This window comes from Phyllobacterium sp. K27, from assembly GCF_054796155.1.
The window spans coordinates 343,642-367,413 of the sequence record NZ_JBTWND010000004.1 but is presented as its reverse complement, the minus strand read 5'-3'; the positions used below and the strand labels follow the sequence as shown (position 1 = coordinate 367,413).

The window sequence follows — 23,772 nt, the reverse complement described above, 5'->3', positions numbered from 1 at the left end:
CAATGGATGACCAGCTCGCGGAGAGTTGGTTATTACATCGATGAAGCGGTGATGTTGGTCGGGTAGTATTGCGAGGGGAAACAATGCCTGCGATTACCAGAATTAATAACAAATGGACGCCGCTTGTTAACAAGGATCAGAATTCATCCATCATCTGGAATAGGATCGTTGAGCAAAATCGTTCAAGGAAATCCGAAGCAGCATCGGCGAATAATTCAACTGGTTCTGCCGGGAATGATCGACCAACCGCCGAAAATGCCATCCACACCAACGGGTTTGACCATTATCAGAGCGCACCTTTTGTCTTCGCTTATCATTCGCCGCTGAGGAACGGAAATGAGCCGCTCAATGTGGCACCGGTCTATAACGTCGCTCCGACGCAGGAACCGAGAACCGAGCTCGACGGCAGCAATCCCGCAAATGACAGCCCCATGGGACAAATCACCTACAAGGCACAGGAGAACGATTCGCTCATCGAGATCGCGCGGCAACTCGGTTACGACCAGAGCCTCGACCCGGACGTGGCGGAAAGGCTCGGTTTCGACCCCGACAAGGATTATGCCGAGCAATATGCGGAGCTTTTGACACAAATCAATCCGGAAATGCGCTCGGATCCTGACGGCCTGCCGGAAACGCATGTAATCACGGTCCTCAGCGATGAGCGCATGCAGGATATCCATGGAATGTTCGAGATTCTCGACGAGGTGGGCTCCATCGGCGATTTATCGAACGCCCAGAAAACGGAGCTGCAAGGGCTTGTGGACGCTGAACTCATCTCCGCCGCCGGCATAATGGACGGTGAAGCATTCGAAGCTGAGCTGAATGGGATCAGAGACCATTTGCAAGCCATTCTGCCGCAAACCGAGGGATTGTCGGATCTGATCGGCTCCCGGGCAGAGTCATTCAGAATGAACATGAACGGGCTGTTTTCGAGCCTGCGGGAAAGCGGGGCGGCCGCGGTTGAGAGCGGAGACTGGAGCGCTTTCCAGGAGGATCTGGAGGACGTCTTGCGCCAAAGGATCAACCCGCCCTATCCGACCTCGTCCGATTTCGACAGCGATCAGGTTGTGAACGACCTCATAGCGGAGCTGGCCTTTTACGGCCCGATCGATGCTGAAACGCTGAAGGTGGATCAGGGCTACCTCGACGCGCTGGGGGCTGCACAGCATCAGGTGAGGGTCACCGATGTTGCCGAGAGGATCACCGATGGCGAATCGCTCGAACTTCAATTGTTGGGTGTTCCCGCCGATCGGGCCGACAAGATCCTAGTCGAGCTATCGAAGATGCCGCCGACCGGAACCTATGAAGGCGAGGACAGTCCGCCGACCTCGCGGCTGGCCGAGATAGTGTATCCGCTGCAGGAGACTTCAGCGGATGGGGATGGCACAATCTCCGACGAAGAAGCAGAGCTGCTCAGCGATTTGAGCGTAGTTGCCACCCAGGCCAGCGCATCTGCGGAACTTGATGAAAACGGGCGGATGCAGATTCCCGAAGGCGTCTCTCGCCTGGCAGAACTGTTGGTAGAGGCAGATAGCGGCGATCTAAACCCTGAAGCGGGAACGGCTGGTGACCGGATGCTGCGATGGGGGATTGCAGAAAGCATCGGCAACGGAGACGGGGCGACCCTGGCGATCGCCATGGCCGACCAATACGCGAAAAAAGGCTGGGAAGGAGCAGCCGACACCATGCTGCATATGGTCTCCGTCGGCGTCAACAAACTGAGGCAAGACGCGGACCAGACCACACAAGATTATGTTCGCCTCTTCGGTGATCCCCAGTATGCAGGAAGCCATCTGGGAGGGCTTGTTCCCGAGGAGAACCGTCAGCAAGCGATCGAGGCCACCGAACAGGGCAACCTTGAGGAAAACCCTGAAACCGTCAGGGATTTTGAGCGTCTTTTCGCCGGCGCGGTTGCAACGAACGCGGCCTTGGAAGCCTTGCCGGAGTCATTGCGCAACCTTGAGGGAACTGGCCTCGATGGCTACGAGCGTTTGACCGGCGAGCACGGAGACCTGAAAACAACGCTTCTCGGCGACGAGGGCGACGAAAACTCAATCTCGATGATTGGGGCGTCCGGCCTGGGCATGCCACAGGAGCCGCTTCCCGCTTTGACGCTGGAGCAGGTCGAGACCACGCTCGAAAATTCCGAACTGTTTCAGGAGTATGTTTCCCTCTACGAGAATGTCTCCGACCAGGAGTTTAACACCGTCTTCGGCGATGCTCTGGATGTCTATGAAAAAATAGAAGACCAGCTCGAAAATCCGGATTCCGACATTATCGAACTGCCTCCGGGAATGGCGGAACTACCAGGACCGGTGCGGGAGGTTCTGGATAGTCTGGAGGGCAATAGCCGCGAGGAGGCCCTTGAGGCCTTGCGCGATCAACCCGTCCACGGCGCGGCGCTCCTGATGACACTTGAGGCGTTGGAGACTGGCCAGCCCAATGGTCCGAGCGGCGGTTTTCTCTCGCGCGAAATCAAGAATTCGAGCCTGCAGATTTCAACGGCATTGGTAAATCCATCGCCCATTGCGGAAAACATCACCAGTCGCTGGAATACGGCGACAGGCGGCCAAAATTTCGCACCACAAGAAGGTCTGCGTGGCCAGCGAGCCGCAGCGATTCCATTCAGCTCCATCAGCGGTGCCCTGAACATCTGGGGCGCCAACGAATTCATAACTTCCGATCGTCTCGATGACAAAGCCTGGGCGATGGTCTTCGGCGCCTTGGCCGGGGTAGATATGTCGCGCGTGGCGGCAGCCGGTGTCCAGAACTTCTTCATACCACAGGGCAGGCACGTCAGACCATCAACGGGAATGGGTAGCATCTTCAATCAGGGCGGACGCCTTGACCGATTTACCCGCACCGGATTCGTGAATGGTCCTGGCGCTGTCAGGGTTCTCGGACATACGATTGCGGCGGTGACGAGCCCGATCGCCTTCTGGACCGCTGGCACCGAATTTTCCAACGGCAACACGCTGGGCGGTGTCGTTTGGACCTCCATGGGTGCTGTTAGCACGGCTCATGCCATTGCGATATTTGCCGGATCCTCCTGGGCAGGGCCATTGGGGTGGATTTCAGCGGCGGTTTGGCTGGGCGGCGCAGCAATCTTGCAGTGGAAATCAAATGAGAACCAGCGCACCTACTTCGAAGCAGACATGAAGTCCATTCTGGCCAATCTGGAACCGCCCGTGAACGAAGAGCGCGCGGCGATCCTGGCAGAAGGCAGAGACGATTTCGGTGCTTCCGATGAGGCGGTCGGTCGGCCGCTCTTCCCGCTCCTGGAACAACTGGCCGAGTATCGCGGTTATGACACGCCTGAAGAGAAGCAGGAGTTCTTCGACTATATTCTATACAATGAGGAGGCGTTGCCCAATGACATGCTTAAAGAGCTGTCCGAAGCCTCGAAAGGCCTGATCGTCGATCTTCAATCTGAGGACGACGGATACCTCATGGAATCACGGGGTGACGAGCGGGGCTATTATCCTCAGCCGCTTACGATCGAGCAGTTGAACAATTGGATAGAGGGCACGATCCCAGAAGAACAGATGATAGGCATGCTGAACAATCCTGGTATCGTACTGCCGCAGATGAGGAACTAGAACCTTCCTTGGACAGAGGAGGGAAATCCGGCCTCAGATCGCGTGCTGACAAAAGTGGAATACCGGCACGAGGGCGCATGGCGAAAGAAAGTGGTCATAAGCAAGCAGCGCTTCGATCAGCGGCTGTTTGGGCGACTACAGAACCGTTTGATGCCAGTCGCTCTGCAAGAGTGGATCGTGCAAGTGCCCGTCGCTGTCCGGTGGTGACTTTTTTGGAACCTACTGTTGCCATTCCTCATCTTGCCAATCTCGGCTTGTGTGGATCACGTGCAATATGACTATTATCCCGGCCCGCTATCTGCCGTATCTCATAGGCGATGATGTACGGCAGGCAACGGATGGACTTCTCATAGTACTAGTCACTCGTCCGGGGCGGCCGATAGTTCTTCATATGAAGATAATGAGTATGATTGTGCTGGAAAATGAATAGAGAAGGCTTCTCTCTTGAAAGAATGCGGACCTTTGTCCGCGTTGCCGAACGCGGCAATCTGTCGACAGTCGCACGGGAACTTGGAGTCGGTCAATCGACAGTGACACGGCATATCAATGAACTTGAGGAGGCTCTTGGCGTGCCTCTTCTTAGCCGCACCACGCGCCGCGTCATGCTCACAGACGAAGGTAGTCGCTACTATGCAAATTGCCTTCAAATCCTGCGCCTAGTCGAACAGTCCGCCGAAGAAGCCCGAAATGCGCGACAGGCTCCCGCAGGAGCCATTCGGCTTTCCTGCACAGCAGCGCTCGGAATTATGCACGTCACGGGCCTTATTTTCAAATTTCAGGACGAGCACCCGGATATTAGGGTCGACCTCAATCTCACTGACGAGCGAATTGACCTTATCCGCGAAGGTGTGGACGTAGCACTGCGACTTGGCCCCATAGCTGATAGCTCGATCAAGCTTCATGCTATCGGCGAAAGTCGTCGCGTGCTGGTGGGCTCACCCGATTATCTGTCCGCTCATGGATGGCCGGAGCATCCGACCGATTTGTCACAGCACGAAAGCGTCATAATGTCCAATGTAGCGGGAAGCGACCGGATTGTTTTCTCAGCCGCCGATGGGACCAGCCTGATGGTGCCGGTCAGCGGGACATTGCGTGTCGACCACGGACTTGCCGCCCGTGCCGCCTTCGCCGCCGGACGCGGCATCGGCCCCGCCCACCTTTGGCTGGTACACGATCTCCTGGATAACGGCGAGCTCGAAGTCCTTCTTGGCGGCTATCTCCTGTCCAGCGTTCCCTTGAGCCTGCTTATCGTACCTGAGCGCGCGGGTATCGCCCGCGTACGGCTTCTCATTGATTTTCTCGTGGCCGAACTTTCAAAACTGCCTGGTATTGGCGCGTCTTGATTGAGCTTGCCGAGCTCTCAGAGTCCGAAGGATCGCTTATCGCCGCGCCATCCCGTCGAGCGCAGATATACCTCCCAATTGAGTGTGTCGGGGTTCTGGCGGCGGCTCCAATCCAGATCGTGCTCTTTGCCATAATAACCGTATTCGACCGTATATTCGACCATTCCCAGAAGTTCCCGGACAAGCAGCTCATTAGCGGCAAACTCCGGAAAATAGTGCAACAGGCCATCTCGCGTAAAAGCGTTTCGATACTCCGCCTTAATGCCGGTCACCCGCTGGAAAACTTCGACCATTTCGCGCGGTGAGATGACATCGCCAACGATCGGAAGAGTTTTTCCGTTGTAGAGTGCGGGGTTCGAGAATATCTCAAGAACAACCGGCCCGGTCGCGGTCAGTGGATCAACGAAAGGTGCGCGGAAATCTTCAGGAAGGTAGATCGGCAGCAGGAGGGTATCGCCCTCAAAGCGCGGCACATAATATTCCAGCAGATTTGTGTAAAAGAATGCCAGCATGATAAAGGAATGGGAGACAGTAAGGCCACGAATATAATCTGCAACATGCGCCTTGTCGGTGAAGTGCGGCGCATATTTCATCCCTTTAGAGACCTTGTCGACATTTTCAAGGGTGCTGAAAACGATATGTCCAACGCCAGCATCAACGGCAGCATCGGCTAGCTGCCGGCCTAAAGGCGCTTCGATCGTCTCCGGCGGCGCGATGGGAGGCGTCATCAGGAATGTGCCATCCGCGCCCTTCAACGCTGCGACAAGTTCCCTTTGATGGCCGAGTTCGGGTGGCACCGTTACGATTTCTGCTCCAAGCGCTTCGAGCTGCCGAGCTGCCGGAGAGTCCTTCTTCCGGGTGAGAGCCCGAACACGGAAGCGCCGACTTTCCAGAAGTGCCGTGGCAACGCTGCGACCTTGTTTACTAGTTGCACCTACAATCGCGATCAGCGGCTGGTTAATTGTGGACATTGTGATCAGTTCCTTCTTCTACGACTAGCATTACTGCGCAGCCAAGCGTCCTGCCGGACGAGTTCTCGCCGTTGCAGTCAAATTGCGCTGCGGCATCTGGTTTCGATACGGATGCGGCTCTGGAACGGGTGACCGAACAATGAGCATTCTAGCCGCTAAAATTTCATCGCTCTACGGAGGCGGAATGGATAACATTATCCCGTTTTATGGATAAGTATGACAACCATGGATGTGCAATTCCCCATGGAATGAAACGAGCCGAGCGACCAAATCGGGACGAAGGTTCGAAGGCGTGGGCCGGTACGGCAGATTTGGCATCAACAAGGGTCGGATAGTTGTCACGACCGCACTCTAGTGTCTGCGATGACGCAGGTTTGCCAGCAGCATCGCCAATGGTCTGCTCATGCTGACCCACACCAAGGCTGCGTAACGGCGTCTTCGAAGCAACAGCCACGCCAATATAAAAGTCAAGGTTATGATGCCGAAGCTGCACTGATGGCTGGCGCAACTTCACGGATCCACCCGCGGCCCGATCCAGTCAACGCCACCGTTTACGAGACGCTGCCGGTTTTGCCGGCAATCTCGACCAGTCCCATGAAGGAAGCAGCCATATGGGCGCGCATCCGTCGTGCCGCCCCCTCTCCGTCATGGATGAGGATCGCTTCCATGATGGCTCGATGCTCGATGCGCGAACTTTGCACCCGGGTCATGCGGGCGCGAAGTTGCGCAACGCGCCAGGGCAGCGTCCGCAGATTGAGGTTCTTCAGCGTCGCCGACAGAACCTGATTATGTGCTCCGGTATGAATGGCATCGTGGAAGCGGACATTGGTCAGGGCATAGTCGATATTGTCGCTCTCGCCTTCGGTCACGATCCGCACGAGCGCCTGACGTTCCAGTTCTGTCATCCTAAGCGACGCCATGCGCGCGACCAGTCCTTCCAGCTCGCCGACCGCCTCGAACAGATCCTGCATTGCGCCCATGTCCATTTGCCTCACGACGAACGCCCGCCGGCTACCCCGTTCCGCCAGTCCGTCGGCGCTCAGCCGCTGCAATGCCTCGCGCACGGGTGTGCGTGATACGCTAAATTCATCGGCCAGCGGCAGCTCATTCAGCAGGTCGCCGGGTTTCAGCTCGCCGGAAACAATTTTTTGGATAAGGGCCGAATGGATATGATCGGCCCAGCGTTCGGTTGTTTGCATGTTTTTTTCTCTAGCAGAACATTTTATGCTTGCAAATGTATACATATCGTTCGTACAGTCCACATTAGGCGATCGGCAAAAGGGGAATGCCCATAGACCCACCAACGGGCGGGGCAGAAGAGAAGAGCCGACATCTCCATCACGTTCCACGTGATCAGTTTCACCTCGGGAGGAGGCAGAAACAACAGGAGCTGTCCAGAAATGACGAATGAACTGCCTGCACGCATTGATCATCGCAAAATTCTCGAAAAACGCATTTCCGCACAGATCGGACGCCGTACCCTTCTTAAGGGGATCGGTGCGGGAATCCTGACGACAGGAGCCGCCAGCATGATGCCGGATTTGGCGTACGCCAAGCAAAACGGCCATATCCGCATTGCAGCGATAAAGCATATCGACACGCTTGATCCACACTTCACCTTCTTCCTTTCTGCGGTGCAGATCATCAACAATATCCACAACGGCCTTCTGAAGGTGACCTATGACGGAAAGGTGGTGCGTTTTGAGCCTGACCTTGCCGAGACATGGAAGCTCGAAGACGACCGGACTCACCTTTTCAAGCTGCATGCAGGTGTGAAATTCCACGATGGCACACCCTGCGACGCAGAAGCGGTAAAGTTCTCGCTGATGCGGGTGAAGTCCGGCACGCCGGCCTCGCCCCATGCGTGGAAGCTGGCGTTGCTGAATGAGGTCGAGATCATCGATCCGCTGACCGTTCGTCTACATTTTTCCGAGCCCTATGCTTTCCTGCCGGTCGCGCTGACCGGGTCGACGGGACGCGCCGGCACCATCGTCAGCCCGACGGCGGTCGCGAAATACGGTATGGATTATGGCCGCAATCCCGTCGGCACCGGTCCGTTCAAATTCGTAAGCTGGCGCAACAACGACGCGATCGAGATGGAGGCTAACCCGGATTATTTTGAGCCCGGCATGCCGAAGTTGCAGCGCGCCTCCTTTGTCTTGATCGACGACCCGAGTACAGCTGTCGCTGCACTCGTCTCCGGCCAGATCGACGGCATGACCGATTGCCCTATGCAACTGGTTGCCCAGGTCAAGAACATTCCGAATGTCACGCTTTATGGAGAGATTGAGGGCAACTACACCTATGTCGGCATGAACAACAGGTCGGAGCCTTTCAACGATGTTAACCTACGTCGCGCTGTGGCCTTCGCAATCGATCGCGAAGCGCTGCTGAAACAGGCCTATTTCGGGCTGGCCCAGCAGGCCTACAGTCCGATTTCTCCGCCGATGACCGGCTATTACGATCCAAACATTGCCAATACGGACCGCGGCCATCGTTTCGATCTTGCCAGGGCCAGGAAGTCCGCGCAAAAGCCGCCAACCAAGACGAGATCGAGGTTACCTATATCATGGCCGAGCGCGGCCCGGTCGGCACGCGTGTCGCTCAGACGATCGCGCCGATGCTTGCCGAAATCGGCATCAAGGTAAAGCTCGAACTCCTGGAGCCTGCTGCCTGGGTACAGCGCATGAAGGATGGAACGTTCCAGATGCTCGACTTCGACTGGGTGGCCGATCTCGATCCCGAGGAGACGATGTTCCCGGAATTCAAGTCCGGCGGTTCGTGGAACTACTGGGGCTGGTCCAATCCCGAGTTCGACCAGTTGTGCACCAAGGCGCAGACAGTAATCGACGTGCCAGCTCGTGCCAGCCTGTACCATAAGGCAGAGGATATTGTGATGGATGAAGCGCCGGTCGCGATGCTGGCGCATATGCCAATCTACAAGGTGTTCTCGAAAAAAGTGCAGGGCTTCAACTATATTCCCTGTGACCTCATGAACCTTCACGGTGTGAGCCTGGGCTGATGATTTCGCAGTCCTTCGGTAAGATTGTTCAGAGCGCGGTCGTCCTGCTGATCGTCTCGGTGGCCAGTTTCAGCCTGCTGAAGCTGGCGCCGGGAGATCCGGTTATGCTGATGCTGGGTGCCGAATTCTCACAGGAGAGTTACGACACGCTACAGCGTGAACTCGGCCTCGACCAGCCGGTTGTCGTGCAATACCTGACCTGGCTCAGGGATTTTGTCGCCGGTGACTGGGGCACGTCCTATGTCGCCCGCGCCGACATCTTTCAGTTCGTCGTATATGAGGCGCTGCCCGTCACGCTGACGCTGACAGTCTGCTCCATCCTTCTCGCGATCGCGGTGGGTGTTCCCTTGGGGGTCCTTTCGGCGGTCAAGCGGGATTCAATCTGGGACGCCGGCATTGCGGTCTTTGCCCTGACCGGAACGGCGTTCCCCTCATTCTTTCTGGGCATCGTCCTGATCTGGTTGCTGGCGGTCAAGGCCGGCGCGTTTCCTGTCATGGGTTTCGTCGCGCCTTGGGACGAGTTCTGGAACGGCATGTATCACATAGCGCTCCCGGCGCTGACGCTGTCGACCTATTTCATTGGAATGATCGTGCGGGTCACACGCGCTTCGCTGGTCGAGGTGCTGGACCAGCCCTACATCGTCGCCGCCCGTGCACGGGGCGAACCTGCTTGGCGAGTCGTCTGGATCCACGGAGTTCGCAACATAGCCATGCCGGTGGTGACGATGATCGGCCTGCAACTTGGTGGCATTCTTCAAGGAGCGGTGCTGACCGAAACGGTCTTCTCGCTGCCGGGAATCGGCCAGATGCTGACCGACGCGGTGCTTGGCCGCGAATACACCCTGGTCCAGGCGGGGGTGATGCTGACGGCGATACTCTTCATCCTCGTGAATCTCATCGTTGATCTTTCCTATCCCCTGCTTGATCCGAGATTGAGGCCGCGCTGATGACATCCACCGATACAACTGTCGCTGACAGGGCACTTCCGGCCGCTCCCGCCCGGCCGGGTCGCCCGAAGAGCATGTTCGTGCGCAGGCCCTTCTTCACGCTGGCGCTTTTGGTAACGTTGAGCTTCGTGCTGTGCGCGATCTTCGCGCCGCAGCTTGCTCCCTATGACCCCACAGCTCAATCGATAGACGCGATGATGGCACCGCCGGACAGCGTACATCTCCTTGGAACGGACAGCTATGGACAGGATATCCTCAGCCGCATTATATATGGTGCGCGCTACGCCCTGTTGATTGGCATCGTTTCGGTGGCCATGGGCGCTGCCGGTGGTCTTGTGCTGGGTGTTGCAGCTGGCCTCGCAACCGGCGGGACGGAATGGGTGCTGATGCGGGTGATCGACTCGATCCTCGCACTTCCCTCGCTCATCCTCGCCGTGGCTTTCATCGCGATACTTGGACCCGGCGTCGACAAGGTCATCATCGCTGTCAGCCTGTCGCTGATCGGTCCATTCGCGCGCACCATCAGGTCAGATGTGTTGCAGGTCAAGGCCCAGCTCTTCGTCGAGGCAGCGGAATTAATGAGTATTCCGCGCATGACCGTGATCCGGCGTCATATCCTACCGAATGTGATCTTTCCGCTTTTCGTGCAGGTGACGATCCGCGTCTCGGAGGCCATCCTCGTCTCTTCCTCCCTTTCCTTCCTCGGTATAGGGGTCACGCCTCCCACTCCCGACTGGGGCCTCATGATCGCAGAAGGTCGTGGGTTCGTCAGCTTCGCCGCCTGGATGTCGGGTATGCCAGGACTTGCGCTGGCATTGCTGCTGATTGCGCTATCCATCGTCGGCGACGGCGTACGAGAGGAATTCGATCCCAAGCTGAGGATGAGCCGATGAATGCGCCCCTTCTCCATGTGCAAGGTCTCAGCCTGCATCGCGGTACAAAGCGCATTCTCGACGACGTATCCCTGACACTCGGCCGGGGCGAAACATTGGCTCTGGTCGGCGAAAGTGGCGCCGGAAAATCGACGATCGCCATGGCGCTCCTGGGCCTGACAGCCTCCGGAGAGGTCCGTATCGAAGGCCGGGCCAGTTTCGATGATGTGGCAGATCTCATCGCACTCGATGAAAAGGGTTGGTCGAAGCTGCGTGGCCGGCGACTTTCGATGGTGTTTCAGGATGCCGGTTCCGCGCTCAACCCCTGTTACACAGTGGGCAGCCAGCTCGCTTCAGTGCTCCGCCGCAATTTTGGCCTGTCGCGGGTCGCTGCCCGGCACCGCGCGGAGGAGCTTTTGGAAAGCGTCGGCATCAATGATGCGGCAGCGCGGCTGTCGGCCTATCCGCATCAATTGTCAGGCGGCATGCAACAAAGGGTGATGGTGGCGATAGCGCTGGCCTGCAATCCCGATCTCCTGTTCGCCGACGAACCGACGTCGGCGCTTGACGTAACCATTCAGGCACAGATCGTCCGACTCATTTTGGACCAGACGCGCGCGCGGGGGGCGAGTTGCATCTTTGTGTTGCACGATCTGGCGCTGGCCAGCCAGTGCTGCGACCGGATCGTCGTGCTTTATGCAGGGCAGGTGATGGAATCGGGGCCTTGCGACGTCGTACTGGAGCATCCCATGCATCCCTACACGCGGCTTCTGAAATCCTGCGTTCTCGAAATTGGAGCGAAGGAACTGTATCCGCCCGAAGGCGGCGTGCCCGGTTATGACTCCATGCCGGCGGGTTGCCGTTTCTCTACCCGCTGCCCGAGCGCGACGGCCAGATGCGCAAGCGAGCGTCCGCCTCTTACCGAGATCGAAGGGAGGGCACTGGCGTGCTGGCATCCGGAGTGAACGCGATGGCGGACGATCAACCGCTGTTCGAGCTTCTCGACGTAGAGAAAATCTATCAGGTGACGCGCCAGGAGGGATTCCTCAAACGCCGGAAACAGGGGCTGGCGGCGCTGGACGGCGTGCGGCTGCGGATACGGCGTGGCGTCAGCATCGCGCTGGTGGGCGAAAGCGGTTCGGGCAAATCGACGCTGCTGCGGGTACTTCTCGGCCTGACTGAACCCACCCAGGGGCTTGCCCTCTATCGGGGCCGGCCCGTGACCAGTGTGCGCGCGGACGGGATCGGCTTCGCCCGCGAAATGGCGATGGTCTATCAGGATGCCCGCGGTTCGCTGAACCCGCGCATGACCGTCAGAGCGCTGATTTCCGAGCCGGTACGCCATTTCAATGTTTGTGGCGAAAGCGAGATACCGGAACGTGTCGCGTCGCTACTTTCCCGTGTGGGTCTTGCCGCCGAAATCGCGAACCGCTATCCGGCGGCCTTGTCCGGAGGGCAGGTCCGCCGGGTAGCGATTGCGCGGGCGCTGGCGTCCAATCCGTCGGTGCTCGTGGCGGACGAGGCGGTCTCGGGGCTCGACGTATCGACGCAGGCACAGCTTCTGAATCTTCTGCGACGTCTCCAGCGCGAGATGGGGCTCACGCTCGTTTTCATCACCCACGACCTTGGCGTGGCAAGCTATCTGTGCGAGGAGATCGCGGTCATGTATCTGGGCCGGATTGTAGAAACCGGGCCGACAAATGCCGTTCTCGAAGCGCCGGCCCACCCCTATTCCCTTGCACTGCGCCGTGCCGCGCCGGAATTCTTCCAACCCATCACCGATCCGTTACCGGGCGAGATACCAAGCCCGCTCGATCTGCCTATGGGGTGTCGTTTCGCCGGGCGCTGCGCCTTCGCACAGTCCAATTGTCTGACAGCCGACCCCGCCCTGATGCGGCATGCCCCGGACCGGGCAGCCGCCTGCTTTCATCCACTACCATCCTCAGACGTCTCAAAGGCCCAGCATGTCGAAGTTTGATTTTTTTTCCGCCCGCCGTCCCTCCGCCTATGCGCCCCGGGCGATGATAGCCACCTCACATCCGCTGTCCACGGCCGCCGGTCTTGAAGTGCTCCAGGCCGGAGGCAACGCCGTGGATGCTGCAATCGCGGCCGTGGCCGTGCAATGCGTCGTCGATCCGCTGATGACGGGTATCGGCGGCGACTGCTTCGCCCTTTATGCTCCGGCAGGCGGCGCGGTCAAAGCGTTGAACGGTTCAGGCCGCGCACCTGCCGCAGCGACGGTGGCGGCGCTCCGGGACGCCGGCCTGACTAGCGAAATTCCGCAGACGAGCCCACATGCTGTGACCGTGCCGGGCGCGATTTCGGCGTGGTGCCGGCTGCACAGCGATCACGGATCGATGCCGATGGCGAGGCTTTTCCGACGCGCAATCGGCTATGCGCGCGACGGCTATCCCGTCACGCCGCGCGTCGCCATGGACTGGGCGAACAACGCCGCGATTGTCGCGGGGGATGCACATGCGGCGGCGCTGTTCCTAAAGGGTGGAAATGCGCCTGAAGCCGGCGCGCGCCATGCACAGCCACTGCTGGCCGACCGGCTGGAGGACATTGCCGCGAAGGGGGCGTCCGCTTTTTACGAAGGTGAGGTGGCAGTCAGGATGGTTTCTCATCTGCGATCGCTCGGAGGCCTGCATACGGTCGAGGATTTCGCCGCCGGCAGGGATGGCGCGAACTGGGTTATGCCGATCTCCGCGCGCTATCGCGGTTATGACATCCACGAATGCCCGCCGAACGGTCAGGGGCTGGCAGCACTTCTGATCCTGCGAATCCTCGACGGTTTCGATCTGGCGGGGGCAAGCGAGGCTGATCGCATTCACCTTCACGCGGAGGCGACGAAGCTCGCCTATCACCATCGCGATGCGCTGATCGCCGATGCCGACAACTGCCCCGACGTCGCCGATAGGCTGCTGTCCGAGGAGGTGGTGGCAACACTGCGCTCCCGGATCGACATGAAGCACGCCCGGCCGCCCGTTCTCTGGGATGAACCGGAGCACAAGGACACGATCTATCTCTGCGTGGTCGATGCGGAGGGCAATGCGCTTTCCTTCATCAACTCGATCTTCCACGGTTTCGGTTCGACAAGGCTCGACCCGGCGACCGGCGTGCTGTTCCACAGCCGCGGCGCCTCGTTCCGTCTGATCGAGGGGCATCCCAATGCCATCGGCCCGCGCAAACGGCCCATGCACACGATCATTCCCGGAATGGTGACGCAGGCAGGCCGTGTGGTGATGCCCTTTGGCGTCATGGGCGGCCATTATCAGGCGGCCGGACACGCCGCCTTTCTGTCGGCGGTGATCGATCGCGAATTGGATCTCCAGGCCGCGATGGACGAGCCGCGCAGCTTCGCCTTTTCCGGAGAGCTGGAACTGGAGCCCAGTATCGGTGCCGAAACGCGCCAGGATCTGGCTGCTCGCGGTCACGTCCTGAAGATAGCAAACAGCCCCATAGGTGGCAGCCAGGCGATCCACATCGGCGAGAGCCTGCTTGAAGGCGGATCGGACAGCCGCAAGGACGGCATGGCACTAGGCTTTTGAGGGCCCGATGTCACCCGAACAGCCGATGTCCGATGGCGGCGGCCGTTCAGCGTTCAATCAAACGGCTAGTACCGACAGATCGAGACCAATATGCGCCGCTTTCTTCCTGACACCATGACCCTGATGCTGATTTGCGTCGTCATCATTGCATCGCTTTTTCCCGCACGGGGAACCTACGCAAACGGCTTTTCGATCGCAGCTGACATCGCCATCGGTCTCCTTTTCTTCCTGCACGGCGCGAGGCTTTCACGCGATGTGGCTATTGCAGGCCTCCTTCACTGGAGGCTGCATCTGGTGATCCTGACGGTGACCTTCGCCATTTTCCCCCTGCTCGGCATGGCCGTAGGCCTGCTTCCGGAAACCGTTTTGCCCCGACCGCTCTATTTCGGCATCCTCTTTCTCTGCCTCCTCCCGTCAACCGTGCAATCGTCGATCGCCTTCACGTCGATGGCGGGCGGCAACGTCTCTGCGGCCATCTGTGCGGCAACGGTTTCGAACATCCTAGGCATGTTCCTGACACCATTGCTTGTCGGCCTGCTGTTTGCTGTAAACGGTCATGGGGGCTTCTCCCTGGATGCGCTGTTCAAGATACTGCTTCAGTTGCTGGTGCCATTCATCGCGGGTCTGGCTCTGCAGCCGTGGCTCGGCGATTGGATCCGGGCCAGGAAGAAACTCCTGGCACCGATCGATCGCGGTTCTATTCTGATGGTAGTCTATCTTGCTTTCAGCCACGCCGTCGTGGACGGCATCTGGACCAGCTTCTACGTCGCTGACGTCGTGGTCGTCCTGGCGGTGGACGCGGGGCTCCTGTTCTTCGTCCTGTGCCTGACAATGTTTGGCAGCCGTCTGCTGGGATTTGGCAAGGAAGACGAGATTTCGATCACCTTCTGCGGCTCCAAGAAAAGTCTCGCAAGTGGCGTGCCGATAGCAAACGTGATCTTTGCTGGTCAACCCCTCGGCACGATCGTCCTGCCGCTCATGCTGTTCCACCAGATCCAGTTGATGACGTGCGCAATTATCGCTCAAAGATATGCAGCTCGCCGAAGACTTCCGGAGGTTGCGGATTCGGGAACAACTCTCCCCCGCAATTTCCAGCCCGACCGGCCGGCGAGAAAGCAATCGCAACAGGCCGGCCAAGGCGCAGGCAAATAAATCTGACGCTGGGATCTGTCGCCTTGAGGAACATCGAACCCAGACCCCCACTAAAATTCTGTCGATCCCGGCTCTAGCGGTCTTGATGATGCGGATAGCCGCATATTGACATAAGCGGTGTGGATAAACAGTTCGGCAATCTCAAATGCATTCATACCTTCACATCCTTCCTTGCCGGGGTTTTCTTCTTCGAGTCTGCTGGTGCATCCGGGCTGGGGTTAAGTAAGCCCCGCAGCATCCCGATCTTGTCTTTGACCAGCGGACGGAAGCGAGTTGCTCGATAAGGCATGTCAGCGGCACAATAGCCTTCAGGTCCATCATCATTGCCGCGATGTATTTCTTCAAGCTTTATACCTACGAATTCACCATCAACGTAATGCTGATACAAGCCGATCCACCGGACGGTATAGATTTCGCCCTTTCGGATTATCTGGTCAATGCTGACGTTTTTAAATTTGTCGTCGATGCATACAACTTTCTGGCCAATGTAAAAGTCGTTCATGATGCTTTCCTAGCTCGATCATCGAAAAGGTCCGGTTTGGCGGCATTTGACCGAAGGCTTTGACTATTCTCTCACATAGCACTCTAGACAGTGCATGTCGCTGATGGGTTATCCTCGACAAATCCCGAGCAATGAACTGCAGTTTCCCTATTGGAGTCGCATCAAGCATTCCAGCCAGCGCATAGAGTTTACATCTTTCCCGAGCGCGTTGCGCTCTTGGGGAGTTCGGCTGATTCAGCGGCACACACGCTGTGGGTGCGATCTGGCCTAAAGCAGGGCTTTGGCGTAGACATAGTTCTCATCATCGCCCGGCGCGGCGCGCCAAATACCGCCGATTGCCCTCCATAGTACACACGCTAGAGCCATCGAACACACGCCAGTGCGTGGAGAAGCGTAGAAAATGACGGCGTTCAGTGGTGAAAAAGTTCGAATCTCTGAGGGTTGATTTGGCAACTATCCTGCCAGAAATCCGGGTAGAGACCTTTTAACTACAATTATGCGCCCTCATATCGGGTCGTAAAAGCTGCATTGTCTGACTTATAAAGCAGACAATGCCCGTGAACCGATTAAGTGCCCGCCGGCAAACGGCCTGGCCGGCCCCGCTCCATCTTTGTTTCGCCGCTGAGCCGTGCAGGACGCCCTGGGACAAAACTGTGCGATTCAAAATTGAAGCTCAGCGCGCCCGCCGCAGCATCGGGGCGAGCGTCGGCGATGAACCGACCTGGATCGCGCCGAGCGGTTCGAAGCCGTAGCGTCGGTAGAACGGTATGTTGCGCGGGTTCGAGGATTCCAAATAGGCTGGCGCGTGATCGAGATCGCACCGAGCGAGTGCGTACGCCATCAAGGCGTCACCGTGACCTTCGCCTTGATGCGCCGGGTCTACGCCGATCAGGGGCAGGTACCAGTGTGGTTCGGTCGGGTGGAACGTGGCCATTTGCTCGAATATGGCCGTTGTTTCGGGAGCAAGAGAGCGCGCAACTGTGCTCTCGAGCACCGCACCAAGCCCTTCCTCGTCGGAATGCACGTCGGGTGGTAGCCACAGCGCCGTTCCGGCGTAGCCGTCAGTGCAAAACGCAGTCCCGTTAGAGAACGCGCTGTTCCCGAACGCCCGGATCATTCGCGGCATCGCCGCAACGTATTGGTGTGCATGCGGCCAAGTCCATCGCGCCATGGGGTCTGCTGCAAACGCAAGCACGACCGTTTCGACCGCCGGATCTTCCTCGGCCTCGGCCATAACTTTCACGGTTTGCAATTTCACATTGCCCTCCTGAGCAGGTGGTTCGACGGAGCGTCCGCGCCCGTTCTCAGCTATGCATCGTAACCCGGATGACGGAGGAGCGATACCAGTTGCTGCTGGTTCACAGGTAATGCAACCGAATATGCAGAATAGGCTTGGCCAAGTCCTCAACGCAGGCCGAAAAATCCGAGTATAACGAGGACTATAACAACTGCACCCACAAGCCAGATCAGGTTATTCATAAGACGCTCCTATCAAATCTAACGTTTGATAGAAATAAACGCATTGTGCCTTCTTTTGTTCCCAGGGCGGCTGTGCTTCGGTTGGATGAACATTGACCCCTCCTAATCGAATGGTAAGAAAATGCGTGCTATATACTGTCACGGCGCAAATCGTTGCGTGGCCCGTTGTTCTTTACCAATTGGCCAGGATTTCCGACGTCGCCGCCGTCTCGACCTGAAGCGACAAGCGTGTTGCATAAAATTCCTGCATGGCGTCGTGTGCCGCATCCGAAGAACTGCAAACTGCATCGGTTACGATAATCGTCCTAAAGCCGATATCGACCGCGCCAAGAACCGTGGCCAGCACGCAAACGTCAGTTTCGCCCCCGGAAATCAACAAGGCGTCGACGCCAGCACTGTTCAAACAGTCATGCAAATCGCCTGAGTGCCACGGAGAATAAACTTGCTTGTCGACAACGACCGCGGGTGGAACATGGCGTTTCAATTGAGGAACCAGGTCGAGCGTTTCGACGGAAATGTTATCCAGTGTCATAGAGGCCCATCGCGCATAGTATCTGGCCCAAGAACCGCCAGCTTCTCGGGATGTTCGCGCCGGAATAAACCGCGTGAATACAGTCCGTGCCGGCTGATGCTCCACCAGAGAGCAAATGTTCGGAAGAACGCGCTCGAACCAAGGCATCGACCACGGGCTGTCGCCACTGAATATACCCTGCATGTCAACGCACAGATGGGCAGCGTTTTGTCCAAGTGGTCCGAATCTCAATCCGAGCGCCATCTCCTGCACCTTTCAACGCAATCGTTTGAGCCCCGAAGTTTAAAGTATTGGCTTGCCGCCTGTCACTGCGATCGTCGCACCGGAGACATAGCTCGAAAGAGGATCAGCAAGCATCACATACGCCGTTGCCAGTTCGGCAGGCTGCCCCGGTCGCTTCATCGGCACTTGCTTCCCGAAATTCTCCACCTTTTCCTTTGACATGGTGGATGGGATAAGCGGCGTCCAGATCGGTCCCGGGGCAACGGCATTGGCTCGAATTCCCTTCTCGGCGAGAAGCTGGGCCAGCCCAGCGGTGAAATTTTGGATTGCACCTTTGGTGGTGGCATAGGCAAGCAACGACGGATTTGGCGTATCTGCGTTTATCGAGGCCGTGTTGATAATGGCACTGCCCGACCGCATATGCGGCACAGCCGCCTTGGTCAGATAGAACATGGCATGAATATTCACCTTGAAGGTCAATTCCCATTCCTCATCCGATATCTCGCCGATATCGTCGAACGTCGCCTGATGGGCTGCATTGTTGACGAGTATATCGATACCGCCCAGTTCACTGACCGCTTTCCCGATGATCGCTCGGCAATGCTCGGCCGATTGAATATCGCCGGATACGAGCACAGCCTTGCCTCCCGCCTCTTCCACCACCCGCTTGGTGTCTTCGGCATCTTCCTCCTCGTTTAAATAGGAAATGAGAACCTCTGCTCCCTCACGTGCGAAGGCAATTGCGACAGCGCGTCCGATACCGCTGTCACCACCGGTGATGACAGCTTTCTTGCCCTGCAATCGGCCCGATCCCTTATAGGATTTTTCGCCGTGATCCGGAATGGGATCCATTGCGCTGGTAACGCCCGGAATGGGCTGTGGTCGGTAGGCAAAGGGTGGCGTGGGATGATTAGTCATTAGCAAGACCTCCTACAATTGATGAGTCAGCAACTCCTTGCGTTGTGCGAAGTTCCGGAACTGTGAACCGAAACGCCGAAAGAATTCATTCGCCGGCTCGACCGCGCCAAGTGCGACGCCGGCACCACACAGCCTGTTGCATCCACTAATAATATAGGACTCCGCGACCGGTGAGCACTCAGCCACGAGACCTGTCCTTTAACGGATATGGCGTCGAAACAGGGAGCAAAGGAAGCGACCCGCAGGGAACACATATCGTTGGCCCCGCATTGTACTCCATCAATCACAGGAGAAAATCATGGACTGGAATCGAGTTGAAGGAAATTGGAAACAGGTCAAAGGCAAGGTGAAGGAACAGTGGGGTGAACTGACAGATGATGATTGGATGTCATCGCCGGAAAAAGAGAGCAGCTCGAAGGTAAAATCCAGGAGCGGTATGGGAAGGCGAAAGACGACGCCAAACGCGATGTCGACGACTGGTACAATCGCCAGACTTGGGAATAGTGCAGGCTGAACAAAAAAATCCGACGTTTAAAAAACGTCGGATTTTTATAGAATCAGATCGCGGTCTAAAACTTGTAGCTGATGCCCAATTTCACTGCGTGGGTCTTCAGGTCGACATTGTAATCCGCCCCTTCGAAACTGAAGTCCTGGTCCCCAAAATCGGTATATCGATACTCACCACGCATGGTCCAATTGTCGGTAATGGCGTATTCAAGACCAGCCCCTGCAGTCCACCCGACGTAAGTGTCATCGTCTCTGAAGGAGACGATGCCGTCCGATATCCTGTGCTCATATTTGCCGAACGCGACGCCCCCCGTAATATAGGGCAACACGCGATCGTAGGCGTATCCAAGCCGGGCGCGTACGGATCCCTGCCAGTCAAGCTCACTCGAACCGGAAAAGCCGGGAACGCTGAAATCATCAGCGCCGTTCATATCACTATAGTCGATGTCCGCCTCGATCCCGAGGACGACATTGTTACTGAACTGGTAATTATAGCCGGCATGGACACCACCAAGAAATCCATCCGGATCGAAAGATGCCGAACCGAAGTCCGAGTCCAAGTCCGACTGGCCCCATCCGTAGCCAATCTGTCCACCGACATATGCGCCTGTCCAACTGAAGATCACGGGCTCTTCTACTATCGGCGCTTCCGACACGACGTCGGCGGCAATGGCAGAGCTTGATACAAGAAGTGATGCCGCAAAGATCGCGAGAGATTTTCTGATCATTGAATTTCCTCCAAGTAATCTAAAGGCGGGACTTTACTCCTATTTTTGCGGACAAGGTGTGGCTAACATGCAACAAGGATTCGTTTAATGACGCCTCTAGTCGCAAATGGGCTAAAAAACAGCTGTTTCCCAAAAGCTGTAGCTGTCGTTTGTCTTGATCCATTTGCATGGGAACGAACTATTGGTCCTGTCGTCCGAATGAAATCAACGGTATCCTGGTTGATTGAGCTGACTAAGTTTAAATGAATTACTCTTTCAATGCTGCAGGCAGTTTTCAACCACTTTGTGCAGCAGCAAAGTAATTGGAAGAGCTTTTCTGGGACAGAACAAAGACTATGGCTCGAGGGCACGGCTTTTTATCGCAAATCGGGGGCAAGTGACTGCATCATGGTGTTTCCGGAACCACAGGGATTCTGGTCGGCATCGAAATTTTCGAAGGTTTGGAAAAGGAATCGCGCTGGACAACGATCGAGATGGCGAGCCGGAACCTCATGCGACGTGGTTCTATTAACATATGTAGCGTTGGCTGGTGCGGGACCAAAACCTGCCTATAGGCCCTATTGCAGCTTGGCGTATAAGTGCCAAAACTCACGATGCATTCTAGTCCTCATCGACAGACACTCTTCTGCGCGAAGAAGCGGTCAAAGTGTAAAATTTTCGCAATAGGCGTATTGCCCACTTGTACGGGGAACGCATAAAGCCGTACGGATTGGTTCATTATTCTCTCTGACCCATGGTGCAAAATGACCCTCTCCGGTTCGCTGCAGCTTGCAACATCAACCGTAATATTTTTGATCGCGGCCACCTCGGCCAAAAGCTGGGCGCTCAGTCCCGGACTTGGAAAGCTCGTTTTGACGCTTGCGCTTTATTCAGTCGGTAATCTTATTATGTTGCGTCTTGTTCGGGAAATTGGAATGGGTGCTGCTTTCAGTCTGTCGGCAATAATACAGCTCATTGCGATCAACGTTATCGCCTTGGTTTTTTTCGGCGAACGCATGCATATACTGCAGACGGTGGGTATCACGCTGGCCATTGTGGCAGTCGGACTGATCACGCTCGTTTCCCCGGGAGATTAAGCTTGGACCAGACGGGTGCGCTTATAAAAACTGACTATCCAGATTCATGGCCCTCATATAGTATGCTGATAAACCTTCGTTTGAAAATGCCGATATTGGCGGATTTTTCACCGCATCCGATTGGTTCCTGGAACTCTACAGCTCTTCTTTAAATCTTGCGGACTGAGTTCTTACCGATGCGCACTTTCGGACGCAACGATGCTGCAGACTGGCTTCGGTGTTTCTCTTCTCTCTGAACATCTGCCCTGACGCATAAAAACGCGACAGGAATTTTAATTCTCACGGCATCTAGAAATCAGCAACGTTCCCCCATGCGCTGCGGTTCAGGCGCTCAGGCTTGTAGGGGTCTGGATCGACGAGAGGTGAGCGGCCTGTGATCACGTCAGCAATCATATGACCGGCGCCGGGACCGATGCCAAAACCATGGCCGCTGAACCCGGCAGCAAGAATAAAGCCCGGCACGGTCTCTATTTCTCCGATCGCCGGAACGCCATCCGGCGTGCTGTCAATGTATCCAGCCCAGCGCTTTGCAATGGGAATCTTGGCTAATTCCGGTAACAAATCCTGTGCCCTTTGATAGGTGAGGCGAACCTGTCCTTCGTCGGGCTTCGGATCGAGAATACGGTTCTTCTCCATTGGCGTGACATCATCAAGCGACCACTTCTTCAGTGTTTCATGCCCCTGACACCAGCCACCAAGGCCGCCGGGCGCAAGGCTGCGCCAGCGGCGCATGAACATGGGAATGAATTCGCGGCTGAAACGCAATTGTTGGGGTGTTGTATCAACGCGCGCGCGTCCGCTTATTGCAAGGGTGTATCCTCCGCCCATGCGGCGGGTAATCGACACTTGCGACGTATGCAACGCATCCGGCAAGTCCGCCGCTCCCGGCGCAACAGACAGAATGGAGGCGCGAACTGCTGCCTGCGGAAAGCGAATGCCCAGCTGGTTGCAGAAGGATGATGCCCACGCACCACCGGCCATCACCACAGTGGCGGTGCGGATTGTACCAGCTTCCGTCACGACGCCGCTCACACGGCCCGCACTCAGCTCCAGACCGCGTGCCGCACAATTCTGATGCACGGTGCTGCCGGCAGCAATAATGGCGCGCGCGACAACCGGGACGGCTCTTGATGGATCAGCGGTCCCATCAGTTGGCGAAAAAACACCGCCCTTCCATACGCGTGCCGTTGCTTTGCCCCGTTCGGCAGCCTCAGCCGCATTGAGCATATAAGTTGCCACGCCTGCGGTTCTTGCAAAATCACGCCATTTTTCCCAGGCGGAGATTTCGGCTTCGTCCTGCGAAAGATAAAGAAGTCCACATCTGCGAAAGCCCGTATCCTCTCCGGTTTCCTCCGCGATCCTGTCCCAAAGCTCCAGGCTTTTTGTCGCCATAGGCAACTCACGCGCGTCACGGTTCTGCTGACGGCACCAACCCCAGTTGCGGCTTGATTGCTCTGCGGCAATACGTCCTTTTTCAACAAGGGCAACTTTCACACCGCTGCGTGCGAGATAATAGGCTGTAAACACACCGACAACTCCGCCACCTATGATAACCACGTCGGCCTCTTTGGGCAAAATTGGACTGGTTTCAATATGCAATAGCGGCGCAGACATCAATAAAACTCCGGTGTTTGTCGCATCCTAATGCGGCACGTGCAAAGGAGTGCTTCGGAGTTTGCATTTATACAGAATTTCGTATGGTTTCCCGTACCTCTGACAGGTGATTATTGCGTGGGAACAAAGCCTGCTGCGCGCATAAACTGAATGTGCGAAACCACGCATAGTGCGATTGCAGCTTCGACTGAAACAGATACTATCTACATCGAGAGCACTCGATAGCTGGTTTATTATGAAACTCGACAAAATCGACATCAAAATTCTATCCCAGATGCAGAAGAATGGGCGAATAACCAATGTCGAGCTTGCCGAACTCGTCAACCTGTCGCCCAGCCCCTGCCTGATGCGGGTGAAGAGACTCCAGTCGGAAGGCTACATTACAGGTTACTCGGCCCAGATTGACGTCTCCAAGCTTGGCCAGACACTGACTGTCTTTACTGAAATCACGCTCAAGAACCATCGTCAGATTGATTTTGCACGGTTTTTGACGACCGTCGGGAGAATCGATTCCGTGATAGAATGCCATCTGGTTTCCGGTGGCTATGATTATCTGATGAAATTCGTCACCGCCGGTATTGTAGAATACCAGACGATCATGGAGCGCCTGATCGACATGGATGTAGGCATTGACAAATATTTCAGTTTCGTCGTGCTCAAATCTCCCATTGTGAAAACTCATCTTCCTCTGGATGTGATGTTCAACGAGTAGATTGATCAAGGGCATAGAAAAAGGC

General features: G+C 56.7%; 20 protein-coding genes and 2 pseudogenes. 13 read left to right on the top strand and 9 right to left on the bottom strand.

Annotated features, from left to right (window positions below; translation table 11 throughout):
- Positions 1-83: 83 nt before the first annotated feature.
- Both ACYJL1_RS23245 and ACYJL1_RS23240 read left to right on the top strand, forming a co-directional pair.
- Positions 84-3,599: a hypothetical protein gene (locus ACYJL1_RS23245; protein ID WP_460899472.1), complete on the top strand. Its 3,516-nt coding sequence runs from the start codon at positions 84-86 to the stop codon at positions 3,597-3,599.
- Between the two features lie 422 nt (positions 3,600-4,021).
- Positions 4,022-4,942 (top strand): LysR family transcriptional regulator, encoded by a 921-nt coding sequence (locus ACYJL1_RS23240; RefSeq protein ID WP_460899471.1) that lies wholly within the window; start codon positions 4,022-4,024, stop codon positions 4,940-4,942.
- Positions 4,943-4,959: 17 nt separating this feature from the next.
- Here ACYJL1_RS23240 and ACYJL1_RS23235 read toward each other — a convergent pair whose 3' ends face one another.
- The 3 genes from ACYJL1_RS23235 to ACYJL1_RS23225 form a co-directional block, all read right to left on the bottom strand.
- Positions 4,960-5,913 carry an NmrA/HSCARG family protein gene (locus ACYJL1_RS23235; RefSeq protein ID WP_460899470.1) on the bottom strand — a complete coding sequence of 318 codons (954 nt, stop codon included), beginning with the start codon at positions 5,911-5,913 and terminating at the stop codon, positions 4,960-4,962.
- Between the two features lie 163 nt (positions 5,914-6,076).
- Positions 6,077-6,427 (bottom strand): hypothetical protein, encoded by a 351-nt coding sequence (locus tag ACYJL1_RS23230; RefSeq protein ID WP_460899469.1) that lies wholly within the window; start codon positions 6,425-6,427, stop codon positions 6,077-6,079.
- A 37-nt stretch (positions 6,428-6,464) separates the two neighbouring features.
- The gene (locus ACYJL1_RS23225) at positions 6,465-7,112 is read right to left on the bottom strand and encodes a GntR family transcriptional regulator (RefSeq protein WP_460899468.1); all 648 of its coding nucleotides are present in this window, start codon (positions 7,110-7,112) and stop codon (positions 6,465-6,467) included.
- Between the two features lie 201 nt (positions 7,113-7,313).
- Between ACYJL1_RS23225 and ACYJL1_RS23220 the strand changes: the two genes are divergently transcribed.
- From ACYJL1_RS23220 to ACYJL1_RS23185, 8 genes and pseudogenes are all read left to right on the top strand, one after another.
- The gene (locus tag ACYJL1_RS23220) at positions 7,314-8,561 is read left to right on the top strand and encodes an ABC transporter substrate-binding protein (protein ID WP_460899467.1); all 1,248 of its coding nucleotides are present in this window, start codon (positions 7,314-7,316) and stop codon (positions 8,559-8,561) included.
- On the top strand, positions 8,483-8,935 hold the full coding sequence (locus ACYJL1_RS23215; protein ID WP_460899466.1) for an ABC transporter substrate-binding protein: 453 nt from the start codon (positions 8,483-8,485) through the stop codon (positions 8,933-8,935). The genes ACYJL1_RS23220 and ACYJL1_RS23215 overlap by 79 nt, the downstream gene beginning before the upstream one ends.
- Complete coding sequence (locus ACYJL1_RS23210) at positions 8,935-9,882, top strand: ABC transporter permease (protein WP_460899465.1); 948 nt, start codon at positions 8,935-8,937, stop codon at positions 9,880-9,882. Before ACYJL1_RS23215 ends, ACYJL1_RS23210 begins: the two co-directional genes overlap by 1 nt.
- A complete protein-coding gene (locus tag ACYJL1_RS23205) occupies positions 9,882-10,775 on the top strand; it encodes an ABC transporter permease (RefSeq protein ID WP_460899464.1) in 894 nt (297 codons plus the stop codon). The genes ACYJL1_RS23210 and ACYJL1_RS23205 overlap by 1 nt, the downstream gene beginning before the upstream one ends.
- A complete protein-coding gene (locus ACYJL1_RS23200; protein ID WP_460899463.1) occupies positions 10,772-11,719 on the top strand; it encodes an ABC transporter ATP-binding protein in 948 nt (315 codons plus the stop codon). The genes ACYJL1_RS23205 and ACYJL1_RS23200 overlap by 4 nt, the downstream gene beginning before the upstream one ends.
- A 5-nt stretch (positions 11,720-11,724) precedes the next feature.
- Positions 11,725-12,732, top strand: a complete 1,008-nt coding sequence (locus tag ACYJL1_RS23195) for an oligopeptide/dipeptide ABC transporter ATP-binding protein (RefSeq protein ID WP_460899462.1) — start codon at positions 11,725-11,727, stop codon at positions 12,730-12,732.
- The gene (locus ACYJL1_RS23190; protein WP_460899461.1) at positions 12,719-14,305 is read left to right on the top strand and encodes a gamma-glutamyltransferase family protein; all 1,587 of its coding nucleotides are present in this window, start codon (positions 12,719-12,721) and stop codon (positions 14,303-14,305) included. Before ACYJL1_RS23195 ends, ACYJL1_RS23190 begins: the two co-directional genes overlap by 14 nt.
- 90 nt (positions 14,306-14,395) lie before the next feature.
- Positions 14,396-15,343 (top strand): annotated as a pseudogene (locus ACYJL1_RS23185) (bile acid:sodium symporter family protein); the annotation flags it as partial.
- A gap of 265 nt (positions 15,344-15,608) precedes the next feature.
- Here ACYJL1_RS23185 and ACYJL1_RS23180 read toward each other — a convergent pair.
- The 4 genes from ACYJL1_RS23180 to ACYJL1_RS23165 form a co-directional block, all read right to left on the bottom strand.
- The gene (locus ACYJL1_RS23180) at positions 15,609-15,959 is read right to left on the bottom strand and encodes a CAP-Gly domain protein (RefSeq protein ID WP_460899460.1); all 351 of its coding nucleotides are present in this window, start codon (positions 15,957-15,959) and stop codon (positions 15,609-15,611) included.
- A 673-nt stretch (positions 15,960-16,632) separates the two neighbouring features.
- Positions 16,633-17,217 carry a GNAT family N-acetyltransferase gene (locus tag ACYJL1_RS23175; protein ID WP_460899459.1) on the bottom strand — a complete coding sequence of 195 codons (585 nt, stop codon included), beginning with the start codon at positions 17,215-17,217 and terminating at the stop codon, positions 16,633-16,635.
- A gap of 393 nt (positions 17,218-17,610) precedes the next feature.
- The gene (locus tag ACYJL1_RS23170; protein WP_460899458.1) at positions 17,611-18,213 is read right to left on the bottom strand and encodes a cysteine hydrolase family protein; all 603 of its coding nucleotides are present in this window, start codon (positions 18,211-18,213) and stop codon (positions 17,611-17,613) included.
- A gap of 39 nt (positions 18,214-18,252) precedes the next feature.
- Positions 18,253-19,110: an SDR family oxidoreductase gene (locus tag ACYJL1_RS23165; protein ID WP_460899457.1), complete on the bottom strand. Its 858-nt coding sequence runs from the start codon at positions 19,108-19,110 to the stop codon at positions 18,253-18,255.
- A gap of 298 nt (positions 19,111-19,408) precedes the next feature.
- Here ACYJL1_RS23165 and ACYJL1_RS23160 point away from each other — a divergent pair.
- Positions 19,409-19,614: pseudogene (locus ACYJL1_RS23160) on the top strand (CsbD family protein).
- A 65-nt stretch (positions 19,615-19,679) separates the two neighbouring features.
- Here the strand turns inward: ACYJL1_RS23160 and ACYJL1_RS23155 are convergent.
- A complete protein-coding gene (locus ACYJL1_RS23155) occupies positions 19,680-20,345 on the bottom strand; it encodes an outer membrane protein (protein ID WP_460899456.1) in 666 nt (221 codons plus the stop codon).
- 743 nt (positions 20,346-21,088) lie between these two features.
- Between ACYJL1_RS23155 and ACYJL1_RS23150 the strand changes: the two genes are divergently transcribed.
- Positions 21,089-21,421: a hypothetical protein gene (locus ACYJL1_RS23150; RefSeq protein ID WP_460899455.1), complete on the top strand. Its 333-nt coding sequence runs from the start codon at positions 21,089-21,091 to the stop codon at positions 21,419-21,421.
- Positions 21,422-21,709: 288 nt separating this feature from the next.
- Here the strand turns inward: ACYJL1_RS23150 and ACYJL1_RS23145 are convergent, their stop codons facing one another.
- Positions 21,710-23,035, bottom strand: coding sequence for an NAD(P)/FAD-dependent oxidoreductase (locus ACYJL1_RS23145; protein ID WP_460899454.1), 1,326 nt, complete (start codon positions 23,033-23,035; stop codon positions 21,710-21,712).
- Between the two features lie 235 nt (positions 23,036-23,270).
- Here ACYJL1_RS23145 and ACYJL1_RS23140 point away from each other — a divergent pair, with 235 nt between their 5' ends.
- Positions 23,271-23,747: an Lrp/AsnC family transcriptional regulator gene (locus ACYJL1_RS23140; RefSeq protein ID WP_460899453.1), complete on the top strand. Its 477-nt coding sequence runs from the start codon at positions 23,271-23,273 to the stop codon at positions 23,745-23,747.
- Positions 23,748-23,772: the final 25 nt, after the last annotated feature.